Here is a 12,271-nt window from a genome sequence, read left to right as displayed (position 1 = left end):
GTACGGACACGGTCTACCTGCTGGCGCTGACGGATGCGTCCGGGCTGTCGTCGCAGGAGCCTCCGGTGCGTCCGGGGGACTGGCTGGTGCTGGCCGAGGACGTGGAACGCCTGGGCCCCGGCGGCGTGAAGGGCACCGAGCGGCTCTACCGCGAAGCGCTGCGAGTGCTGCGCGTGCGCATGGAGGTTCCGCCGGGTCAGCGCACGCCGATGACGCAGGTGACGTTCCAGCCGCCGCTGTCGCGCGCGTACGCGTTGGACCGGGTGGTGCTGCTGGGCAACAACACGCTCGTCAGTGAGGGCTCGACGGTGGAGGAGGTCGCCGTGCCCGCGCTGGACCTGCGCACGGTGCCGTTGCTTCACGGGCCGGTGACGTGGCTGCGCGACGCGAGCCACGCGGGAGGCCGCCGGCCGGAGGTGTCCCTGACGGTGGGGGGACGCGCGTGGCATCCGGTGGATTCGCTCCTCGACGCGGCGCCGGATGAGCTGGCCTTCGCGGTGGAGCCGCTGCCGGCCGGCGCCGCGCGACTGCGCTTCGGCGGCGAGGACCATGGCTCGGCGTTGCCCCTGGGCGCGGAGGTGCGGGTCCGGTATCGCGTGGGGCGGGGGACGAGCGGCAACCGGGCCGCGCTGCGGTTGATGGCGATGGCGACCCCGAATCCCTGCGTGGAGAAGACCTTCAACCCCCTGCCGCTGGCCGGTGGCACGGACCCGGAGGCCCCCGCGCTGGCGCGCGTGCGTGGGCCCGCCACGGTGGGTGCGATGGACCGCGCGGTGTCGCTGCCGGACGTGCTCGCGCTGACGTTGGTATTCGACGGCGTGCACCGCGCGAACGTGTTCCGCGATGCCGTGCGCCGCCGTTCCTTGAAGGTGGTGGTGTCCGGGCCTGAGGGTGCGGCCCTGCGCGCGTCCGACCTGGAAGCGCTGACCGCGCACCTGGCGGCGCGGGTGGCCCCGGGGGTGGAGCTGCACCTGATCAACCGGCAGCGCGTGGAAGTGCGGTTGAAGGTGCTGCTGCGCGTGGTGAAGGGCGCGGATCCGGTTGCGGTGCTCCAGGAGACGCGCCTGCGCCTGGGCGTGGACCGCGACCCGGAGCGGGACCTGGGGTTGCTGGATCCGGACCGCGTGGAGCTGGGCCAGGACCTCCAGCTGTCGGACGTGTACGGAGCGCTCGCGGGCATTGATGGACTGCGCTCGGTGGTGGTGCAGCGGCTGCACCGCGAAGGCACGCCGCCGGCCCTCTTCGAGCGCATCGCCACCACGCCCGGCGAGCTGCTGGCCTGGGCACCCCCATCCGGCGAAAGCGACGGCGTCGAGTTGTCCTACGAGGAGGCCCAGGACCTATGAGCCACGCCTCGCCGCGCCTGTCCGACCACCGCTCCAGGCCCTTGGACATGGGTCCTGTCCACATGGATGAGAAGATGAGAACCCGGCTGGGACTCCCCGGCGGCGGCGCACCGCACGAATTGGTCCGACAGTCGGACCAGTTTGGAGAGCCCGGGCCGAGGGGGCCTCCGCACCAACCGGGCTGCGGAAACCTGTCCGACAGTCGGACAGGTTTGGAGGTGCGCTTCCCATGAGCCCTCCCTCTCAGCGATTGATTCAACTGCTCCCGGGCCTCTACACGGCGCGGGACTCCACGCTCGCGGACCAGCCGCTCCTCAAGCTGCTCGCCGTGCTGGGCATGGAGTTGGACGCGTTCTCCCGCGCGGTGGACCAGCTCTGGGATGACCACTTCGTGGAGCGCGCCGGTCCGCAGGCGCTGCCGTTGCTCGCGGAGTTGATGGGCGCGCGGCTGCTCACGGACGACCCTCGGGTGCAGCGCGGGGTGGTGGCTCGCGCGGTGGCGTGGCGCAGGCGGAAGGGCACGCTCGCGTCGCTGGAGGAGGTGCTCTCCGTCACCAGCCTCTGGGACGCGGAGGTGGATGAGTCCTTCCGCTCCCTGCTGGAGACCCAGGACCTCAACGACCTGCTGCCCTGGCGCGGTCGCAGCGCGGTGGTGTGGGATCCCATCGGGCTCGCGGATCCGCTCACCCGCCGCTCACCCGGCATCGAGCGTCCCCGCGACGGTGTCGTGGAGCGCGGTCCCGTCATTGGCATCGCCCCGGGAGAGACGCTGGACCAGGCCCTGCGCCGGCTGGGGAGCGCGGATGCCGGCCGCCATGCCGCGTCGCCGCGCACGCTGGACCTGCTGGGCTGGGCGCGTCCGGACGTGGCTCTCATCCGCACCGCGCGACTGACGCCGGTGGAGCTGGAGGAAGTCACGCCGTCCACGGTGCATACCCTGCCCAACGGCTACCGGGGCTTCCGCGTGGATCCGCTGGACCGCGATGGTCCCCTGGTGTGGCTCAAGCCGCTGGAGCGCCCGGACCTCACCGGCGGCCTCACCGCGCGCCATGAGCCCGCACCCCCGTCGCTCGCCACGGGGCGCACGGCGGCGATGCTGCTCACCCCCACCGCCCTGGCCGAGGACGCCGACGCCGCCGAGCGCGCGGATGCCATCACCGTCTCCGTTGACGGCATTCCGCTGGTGGGGCCGGAGGCCCTGCCGCTCCTGCGTGGACCGCTGCCGACCGCGCCCGTCGGGCCTGCCCCCACGCTCCGGTTCGCGGACCGGGGCCGGCCCTCGCCGGGGGACACGTGGCGCCTCACGCTGCTCGCCGCGCGTGAGAACTCGGACACGGTGCTCCTGTCCACGGAGCTGACATCGGGCGCGCTGAACACCGTCACCGTCGCACCGGAGGCGAACCAGCTCCTGGGTGGCACCACGGCGGCGCTCCTCGTCGAACGCGTGAGCGGCGAGCCGCGCCTGCGCGACGTGGACGGCTCGTGGCGCACCCTCGCCGCGGGCCTCCGTCAGGGACCGCCCCGCAGCAACGCCGTCCGCGTGGACCTGTCGGGCACCCCGTGGGTCGCGCGCATCGAGCAACACCTCGCGGACGGCAGCCTGCGCCTCGCCCGCTTCGACGCGAGCGCCGACGGTGCGCCCTGGCAGGTGGCGGAGCTGGGCGGTGCGCTGCCTCCGGACGGTCCGGGCATGTCCCTCGCCGTCGTTGGAGACGCGCTGCTGCTGGTGGCACCGGATGGGGCGGGAAAGCTGGGCGTGTGGTCGGTGACGGGCCTGGATACAGCCACTCCGACGGGAGCGCGGCTGGACACCGCGAGCCCACGTCAGCCCTCCGCGCGCCTGGCGCCTGGCCTGTGCGTGCGGAGTGGCCGGCTCTTCGTCCATGGCGGCGACCTGGGCGGCGCACCCACGGGAGACCTCTGGTCGCTGCCGGTCGCGGGCGGACCGTGGCGGCCCCATGCGGTGCGCAACCGCCAGGAGCGCAAGGCCGCGACGCTGCTGAGCACGCCGCAGGGACTGGTGCTCCTGGGCGGCGAGGCCGTGACGGGCGAGCTGGCCGTGCCGGTGATGGCCTGCGACCCGGCCTCCGCGAGTCCAGCCTGGCGTCCCCTGGCCCCGTTGCCCATCACCGCGAATCTGCCCGGCCTGCTCGTGGCGGCACCGACCGCTGAGGGTCTGGAGGCGCTCGTCTGGGCGGACACGACGCGTCCCTGCCGGATGACGCTGAAGGCAGGAGAGGGCGCGTGGGTCGCGGGACCACTGGAGCCCGCGGGCACGAACCCTCCGGTTCCAGGAGAGGCGCTGTACGTCGACGGCCGCGTGCTCCTCGTGGAGCCGGTGCCGCTGCCCGCGTCGGAAGTCGTCTTCTCACTGGGCGGACGCGGACACCTGGCCTTCCTTCCGGAGCTGGCCCTGCTGCCGGATGAACTCCTGCGCTTCAACGTCGCCAACGACGGCGCCGTGTTCATTGAACCGCGCGAGGGCCAGCCGCTCCCGCTCGACTCCCGGCCCGGTGGCGCGTACCACTCCCGGGATGCCTCCGTGGTCGGCGGCGCGCGGCGCTACTCGATTCCCGGACGGCTGAAGCGTCAGCCGTTCAAGCTGCGCCAGCGCAGCCTGGGCCCGTGGACGACGCTCGCTCCGAGCAACGCCTCCGGCATCGTCGCGGTGGATCCGCGCCTGGGCCGCGTCGTGCTCCAGGACGACGCACCCGTGGGCCGCGTCACCGTCTCCGCGCGGGTAGGGCGCGGCGCCTCGCTGGGCGCGGGGCTGCTCCCACCGGACCGCCGTCCGCCCGCCGCCTGGGCGGAGCCGGACCTCCCATTCATCGACCCTCCGGACCGTCCTGGCGACCGCTCCGGCAGCGGCCTTCCCGTCACCGCGTGGATCTCCCCGGAGCGCGCGGGCGGAGTGCTGGCGGCCGGAGGCCAGGAGCGGCCCATCGTCGCGACCGTCGCGGAAGGGCTCAACTCCGGAACGCCCCCGGTGCTGGGCCTCATCGGTTCGCCGCGATTGCCGACGGAGCGTCTGTCACAGGGGCTCGACAGCGGGCTGTCCCTCTTCGCCGCGGACACGGGCGCGGCCCCCTGCATCGGCGCGGACGAGCACGGCCTCTCGCTGGCGCTCTACCCGGGCTTCGGAGGCAGCGCGGCCACGGGCTTGTGGCTCGCGGGCTTGTGGCTCGCGGGAAGGCTGGAGCTGGTGCTCGCGCGGGGGCAGGCGGACCTGCGCTGGTGCAACCTGGGCGCGCCCGGGCAGGTGGGCCTGTGGATGCCGGGCGGTGGGCACCAGGACATCAGCGCGCGGCGTTCGCTGCCTCCCGCTGACGTGGAGCTGCGCCTCTACGGTTGCATGGTGGGCGTCATCGAGCTGCCGCCCTGGGTGCACCTCGTCGCCGCGGGCTGCACCTTCGACGCGGGGGACCGGGACGCGGTCGCCATCCGTGCGGCGGGGGCTCGCGTGCGGCTGCGGCACTGCACGGTGCTGGGCGCCACGGAGGCGGGCGTGCTGGAGGCGTCCTCCTGCGCCTTCGCGGGCGAGGTGCGCACGGACCGGCCGGACCTGGGCTGGCTGCGCTACAGCCTCCACGCGCGCGGCGGACAGCCTCCGGTGTCGCACCAGTCGCGGGTGCACACGGTGTCCTTCCAATCCAACCGCCAGACGGACCCGGGCTACCTCGTCCTGGGCGACAACAACGGCCCCGAAGCGCTCCACGCCTCCGAGCGCGGCGGAGTCCCCGGTGCCCACGGCGAGCGCTCCGACCACGAGCGCGAGCTGTCCGCGCGCACCGACGACGGCATGCCCATTGGCGTGACGCCCTTCCACGCCGACCGCAGCCAGGACGACCTCAATCGGATGAGCCGATCATGACCGTGAAAGCGTACACCTCCAGGTCCCGCTTCGACGAAGCCCGGCGATTCTCCGGCGTCTACCAGCAGATGGGGCGCATGAGCCTCGACGCCGACTGGAACGAGGAGGTGCGGCTGCGCACCGTGGACGCGCGCCGCCGCTCCGCCGACGTCGCCGAGGGCTCACCCGACGATGGCTTCCGCATCGTCGACACGTACCTCGTGGACCCCATCCGCAACGTGCTCGGCTGGACGGGGCAGGGGCTGCCCGCTGACGACGAACGCACCATCCCGCGCGAGCTGCGCCTGGACCGCTACGACGCGGAGACGCTGCCCTTCGTGGTGCGAAGCCGGGGCCACATCGCGCTGCGCCGCACGCTGCCCACGCCGTTGGACCTCACGGCCGTGCCGCGCTCCGACGGCACGGACTTCACCGCGTCGGCGCTCGTCATCGGCGTGCGCTTCGAGCGGCCGCCCACCGACGATGAGATCATCGACCTGCGCGTGGTGGTCGCGGACACGGAAGGGAACGAGACGATCATCTCCGCCGGCCTGGGCCAGCGCCCCTCCGGATGGAACGACGTGCGCTTCCCCGTCTCCGCGTTCGCGGGCGTGGATCCCACGCAGCTGAAGACCTGGGGCATCCTGGGCCTGCCGCCGGTGGCCCGCACGTGGGTGACCGCGCTGCGCGTGGATGACGCGGCGCTGGGCGAGGACGTCGTCATCCGGGGCGGTGATGGGACGCTGCCGGGCGCGGGCCGCATGCTGCTCGACGGCGTGCGCATCTTCCTGGAGCAGGACCTGCGCTACTCCGCGCAGCCGGACCTGCCGGAAGCAACCCCGCTGGCCGCGCTGCCCACGGACGGCACGCGGCACCACTTCTTCTTCCTCGACTGCTGGGAGCAGACCACCACCCACCTGGACGACGCGTTCCTGGAGGAGCCCGCGCTGGACGGCCAGGACACCACCGTGCGCCTGCGGCTCGTCACCCAGGTGCGCGCGCTCCAGGGCCTGGCCGCCACCGACGCGGAAGTCCTGCCCACGCCCACCAGTGGAGCGCGCCTCACCACCAACATCCCGAAGGGCGCGCTGCCGGACCGCTTCCCGCCGGAGGCGCTGGACCCCTGCCGCGACCGCTGCCTCGCCACGGAGAACGCGTCCACGGGCGAGGGCTACGTGGGCTCCGACAACCTCCACTTCCGCGTGGAGTTCTTCCGGGGCGGCGCGCAGCCGGTGGTGCTGTGGTCGCGCGACAACGGCTCCACGGTGCTGCCGCTCACCGCGCCCGCGGCGGCGGATGCGATGACGCTCCAGGTCTCCCCCGAGAGCGCCGCGAAGCTGCGCGCGGGCGACCTCGTCGTCATCGAAGACCGCGTCACACGGCTTCAGCCGGAGGGCCCGTCGCTGCCGGTGCTGCGGCGGTTGCGAGGAGTGCAGGCGGACACGGGCAAGCTGGAGCTGGCGGACGCGAGCGCCGTGCTCACCACGGACCCCGTGTCGCTGCCGGTGGGAGGCACGCTGGGCCGCGCCTTCAGCCCCGACCAGGGCGCGATGGTGCGCCGGTGGGATGGCGGCGACCTGCTGGTGCCGAACGTGCGCTACCGCTTCGACGACGGCATCACGCTGGCCTTCGCCAACACGGAAGGGCGCGCGACGGAGTACTGGTCCTTCACCGTGCGGGTGCGCGCGGCGGACGGCGCGGCCCGGGGCGAGGTGGAGCAGCTCACGGACGCGCCCGTGCACGGCCCGGTGCACCACTGCGTGCCGCTGGCGCGCGTGACGGGCGGAGCCGTGCGCACCTTCGAGGATCTGCGCCCGCGCTACCTGCCGCTCGCCCAGGTGCGCGACCGGCTGATGGAGCTCTCCGAGCGCGTCGTGGGCCCCGGCGTCTTCACGGTGGTGGTGGGCGACGGCGTGCGCAGCTTCGGCGACGTGGACCAGGACCTGCTCGAAGGCATCACCGGGGACGAGGCGCTCCAGGCGGCCGTGGACCGGATGGGCGGGCAGGGCGGCTCCATCTTCGTGCGCTCCGGCCGCTACAAGCTGGAGCACCCGGTGCTCCTGCGCAACCTGTCCTCCGTGCACCTGCTGGGCGACGGCGAGGCAACCGAGCTGCGCACCCAGGGCTCCGGAGGCGCCTTCTTCGTGGACCGCTGCGGCCTGGATGGGGACGTGCGCATCGAGGACTTCAAGCTGGTGGAGGCCCCCTTCGAGGACGTGGTGATTGGCGGCGGCCTGCAACCCGTCGTCAAGGCCGTGAAGACGAGCGTGGCCACGACGGACGGCCGGCGCTTCGTGCCGTTGGTGGAAGTGGACGACGACCGCGTGCTGGAGGAGGACGACGTAAAGCACCCGTCCGCCGAGGCCGACTTCGTGGACGTGGTCGCTGACCGCATCAAGGCCATCGTCCCCGGGCAGGGCCGCGCGGCGGGCTCCGTGGTGGCCACGCTGGTGCAACTGCGCAAGCTGCAGCGGCTGCACCCGGGCCAGCCGCTGGAGGACGTGCCGGAGGCGAAGCCGTTGCTCGACGCGCTGGCGACGCTGCCGCACGGCGTGGTGACGCTTGCGGACTCCAGCGGCGTGACGCTGCGCCGCTGCCACATCCAGGCGAACCAGGCCGGCTCGGAGGCGACGGGCGTGCTGGTGACGGGCACCTGCGAGCGCATCGTCATCGACGAGAACCGCGTCGGCGCGGCGACGGGCATCGCGGTGGCGCCGTATGCCCCGTACCTCGCGGAGCGCTTCCTCGCGGCCTTTCCGCGCGCGGGCCTCTTCGTCGACGCGCTGGCCATCACGAACAACCGGCTCCAGCCGCTGGGAGAGGCGACCACGGGCATCCACGTGGCGGACGGGCGGCTGGCCGGCGTGGAGGTGCGCGGCAACCGCATCCAGGGCTTCCACGTGGGCATCCTCGTGCAGGACCTGGCGGAAGGGGGACAGGCGGGGCCGGTGGACCGCGTGGTGGTGGAGGAGAATCAAATCCTGGGCTCCGCGGCCGTGGGCATCCAGGTCGCTGGCGACGGCGTGGACGTCGCGGGCAACGAGATCCGCAACGCCGCGTCGGACGGCCTGTTCCAGGTGGGCATCCAGCTGTCGGGCCGGGCGCTGCGCGTGCGCGACTGCTGGATCTCCCTTCCGGCCGTGCCCGCCGCGTCGGTGCTGGGCGTGGTGGCCGGCATCGTCGTGGGCGACGGCCTGGATGACGGTGCGTCCAACGGCCGCCCCGCCGCGGACGTGGAGGTGGTGGACAACCGCATCGAAGGCGACGGCGAGTCCACGCCGGGCATCGGCATCCTGCTGGGCGGTCCGCACCCGGTGTTCGACGTGCGCATCCGGGGCAACGTGGTGCGCGCGCTGGGCGACGCGGCGGTGCGCACCTGGGGCACTGGCGGCGCGGTGGGGCGCCTGCGCGTGGAGGAGAACCGCTTCGAACAGGTGGCGCTCGCGGACGTGCCGTCGCAGACGGACAACACGCTGGCGCTGTCCCGGTTGGACCCGGGCCTGGAGGGCACGCTGAGCGCGGACGCGCGGGCCCGGCCCCGGCCGCTGGTGGAGGCGCTGCTCGCCAACGCCACGCCCCGCGTGCGCGCGCCCCTGGACGCAGCGCTGCGCTGGCTGGAGCGGCTGACGCTCCGGGGCGCGGTGGTGCTCGCGGGCGTGGACGAGGCGCAGGTCCGAGGCAACCGGCTGCTCCAGATAGGCCGGACCGACGCCTACGGCGCCCCCGGCCTCCCGGACGCGGAGGTGCGCGCGGCGGGCATCGCCGTCGTGTCCGGCTCCGGCATCACCGTGGAGGGCAACGAGGTGGACGGCGTGCACGCGCCGGTGACGAAGGCGCAGCCACCGCCGGTGGTGGGGCCGGTGAAGCTGCCCCCCATCACCCTGGTGCTCCAGCAACTCAGTGTCACCAGCGCCACCGTCCGCCCGGAGCGCGCCGACGTGCACGGCGCCGTGGTGGGCATGTACGCCACCGTGTTGCAGTACACGGGAGCCAACGAGGACGGCCGCCAGAAGATTGGCCGGGGGCTGTACGGGCCGCTGGACACCCTGGCGCGGGAGCTGGAGGACCTCGGGACCACGCCCGCCAACGTCATCGACACGCTGGTGCGCGAGGTGGCGGAGATGCGCTCCGCCCAGGGCTTCAACGACCACACGAAGACGTCGCACGCGGTGCGCTCGTCGCTGGCGCGTGCGTGCAGCTTCACCGCTCCGGACGACGTGTCCCAGTCGGCGTGGGACACCGTGGCCCAGTTCGACCTGGCCACTGTGTCCGGCAAGGACGCCGTGCTGAAGACGGCGGACCGCCTCAAGGGCGCCTTCGACTCGCTGGTGCAGGGCCTGCCCTCCACCGTCAAGGACGCCTTCCTCGCTGCCCTGGGCCGGGTGCAGGGCGGACCGGACGACCTGACCGCCCTGGTGACGATGGCGGGGGCCTTGAGCCAGGTGGCCCAGCTGCGCGAGGCGCAGGCGCAGCGCGCGCGACAGCCCGTCATCGGTCAGGCGGTGGGCCCCAAGAAGACCATCATCGGCACCTTCGCCCAGGCCGCGTTGCAGCAGCTTCCGCTCCAGCCCGGCGCCAGGGGCGCGAAGGACAACACGGACGTGCTCGTGCAGCTGCGCCTGTCCAAGGAGGCGCTGTCGGATCAGCTCCAGGAGCTCCACCCCGCGCTGGCCTCTCAGGTGGAGGCGGACTACCGCGACGTGGAGCGCACCGGCGGCCAGCTGCAGCCGGTGGTGGACCGCATGCGCGCCACGCTCAAGCAGGTGCTGGACTTCACCACCGGCCAGCTGCCCCCGACGGACGTCGCGCCAGAGGACGGGGCGCGCATCGCGGCGCAGGGGCGCACGGCCACCATCGGCCTGTACGCCACCAACCTGGACCGGCAGGCGGCGGGCCTCGTCACCGAGTCCGACGACACGGTGGAGAAGCAGCTGCGCGCGTTCGGCACCGCGGTGGGACAGCTGGGCGAATTGGTGAGCGGCGACGCGGAGCTGTCCACGCTCTCGCTCCAGGCGCACCAGGCGGTGCTCGCCGCCATCGCCCAGCCGCAGAGCCGCCTGGAGCAGGTGGCCATCGCTCGGGGGCTCCTGGACCGCATCCGAGTGACGACGCTGGACGTGCTCCCGGTGCTGCCCATGCCGCCTTCGCCCGTGCCGGTGAAGGCGGAGCCGCTGGAGCGCTGGGTCTCCGCCCTGGGCGCGCTGGTGCTGGCGATGCGTGGGCTGGCCGCGGGCCCGGTGCTCTCCGGTTCGCTCCAGCTCTACCTCACCCAGTACGAGCGCGTGCTGGACATCGCGGGCGTGCAGGGAAAGCTCCGCATCCTCGCGCTCAAGCGCGTGAGCGAGGCGGTCGACGCGCTCGACACCGACAGCGGCACCAACAGCGCCGCCGCGCTCCAGGCGCTGCACCTGCTGGTGGACGAGCCCACCAACCTCGCGGAGGAGGCCGTCGCGAAGTCCAGCGCGGTGACGGCGGAGCTGCAGACGGCCGCGGTGCTGCTGCGCGCCGTCGAGCAGGCCCTGGACCCCGCGGAGGACGACGCGTCGCGCGTGGCACGGCTCAAGGAGTACCTGCGCCAGCGCGCGGACAAGGTCTCCGCGTCGCTCGTCGCCGTCATCACCGCCATGACGGAGCTGGAGCCCATCCTGGCCGTGCTGCGCAAGGCGCTGGAGCAGCTCGCGCGCGGCGAGGCCCCGGACCCCGGCGACATCGGGGACCCCGTCTTCGACACCTTCCCGTCGCCCGCGGACGGTCTCTTCGTGTCGGGCGTGCAGGGCCGCGTGCGCCTGGCGAACAACACCGTGCGCGACACCGTCACCGGCATCACCGCCCTGGGCGCGGCGGGGCACCTGCTGACGGAGGCGCCCACCGACCCGGGCTCGCTGCTGGACGTGGAGGGCAACCGGCTGGAGGGGTGCGCGGTGGCGGGCCTGCGATTGCGGCCGGACCTGTCCGTGACGGTCGTCTCCGGCAACCACCTCTTCGCGTGCGCGGGGCTGCCCACCGCCGGCGAGCCGGGCCTGGGCCAGGCGGTCGCCACCCTCGTGGGCTCCGGCGAGCTGGTGGTGAAGGGCAACGTCTTCCTGGAGAGCGGCAACTCCCTGTCGCAAGCGCTGCTGCACGAGGTGGCCATCGACTGGCGAGGGGAGACGGTGGTGCGCGGTAACACCGTGCGCCACGCGGGCAGCGGAGGCGGCGGCGCGGGCGTCCTCGTCGTCACCGACACGCTTCCCCCGGACCTGGTGGTGAAGCTGTCGCGCGTGCCCTTCCTCGCCACGGACCCGGTGCCCAAGCCCGCCACGGAGGGGCGCGCCGTGGCGGTGAATCCGCCGCCGTCGTCAGTGGCCACGCTCGCGGCGGTGCCTCGCGTGGAGGACCTGGTCCAGATTGGCTCCTTGAAGCAGCAGTTCGCGAAGGGGCCGGTGCTCCACCGCGCGCTCACCGTGACCGCGCCGGACTTCGTGCCCTCGCCGAGCGCCAGCACGGCGGCCACGCGCTACCTGTCGGCCACGGCCGCGCTGGCGAGGTCCGCGCTGGTGGACTTCCTCGTCAAGCCCATCCCCATCGTCCCGCGTCCCATCGTGAAGGCGAAGCGGGGCGTGCAGGTGGAGGGCAACGACATCACCGCGCGGGGGCCGGCGCTGCTGCTGTTGGGCAACGGCGGCGCGGTCATCTCCGCCGCCGTGTCCGGCAACGAGCTGCGCAGCGAGGGCGGCGTGGGCGCGGTGTACCTGCGCCGCGCGGACTCCACTGTCTTCAGCGGCAACCGGTGCCAGTGCCTGGACGCGGTCAACGTCGTCGTCCTGCGCGTGGAGAAGGCGCCGGTGACGTTCACCGGCAACGTGGTGTTGGGCGCGGAGACGGTGACGCCGCCGCGCCCGGTGCTGCGCCCCCCGTGGACGATGCCCGCCGACAAGCTGACGCTCCAGATTCCCGTGGGCGGCGGCTCCACCCTGGGCGTGCCCCTGGACCAGGAGCTGCTGCTGGGCGGCCTCCAGCGCCGCCGCGACGTGGCGAGCGACGCCTTCTCCACGCTGCTCGCGGAGCTCGTCACCCAGCCCCCGCCTCCCGAGCC

The 12,271-nt window shown here is 73.6% G+C and carries 3 protein-coding genes; all 3 read left to right on the top strand.

Annotation, left to right across the window (positions count from 1 at the left end):
- The coding region (locus D7W79_RS43885; RefSeq protein ID WP_208729869.1) for a baseplate J/gp47 family protein at positions 1 to 1,346 on the top strand (1,346 nt) is incomplete at its 5' end.
- Positions 1,347 to 1,575: 229 nt separating this feature from the next.
- Positions 1,576 to 5,217 carry a phage tail protein gene (locus D7W79_RS29250; protein ID WP_120528670.1) on the top strand — a complete coding sequence of 1,214 codons (3,642 nt, stop codon included), beginning with the start codon at positions 1,576 to 1,578 and terminating at the stop codon, positions 5,215 to 5,217.
- Positions 5,214 to 12,271: right-handed parallel beta-helix repeat-containing protein (locus tag D7W79_RS29245; protein WP_147442112.1), on the top strand; the 7,058-nt coding region annotated here is incomplete at its 3' end. The genes D7W79_RS29250 and D7W79_RS29245, both read left to right, overlap by 4 nt.

It is taken from the genome of Corallococcus exercitus, assembly GCF_003611585.1.
GTDB lineage: Bacteria > Myxococcota > Myxococcia > Myxococcales > Myxococcaceae > Corallococcus > Corallococcus exercitus.
Note: the sequence above shows the minus strand (reverse complement) of the source record. Positions and strands in the feature narration are given on the sequence as shown.

What these genes read in the sequence shown, in the direction of transcription:
- D7W79_RS29250 (WP_120528670.1), top strand. Translation starts at nt 1,576, where the DNA reads ATGAGCCCTCCCTCTCAGCGATTGATTCAACTGCTCCCGGGCCTCTAC.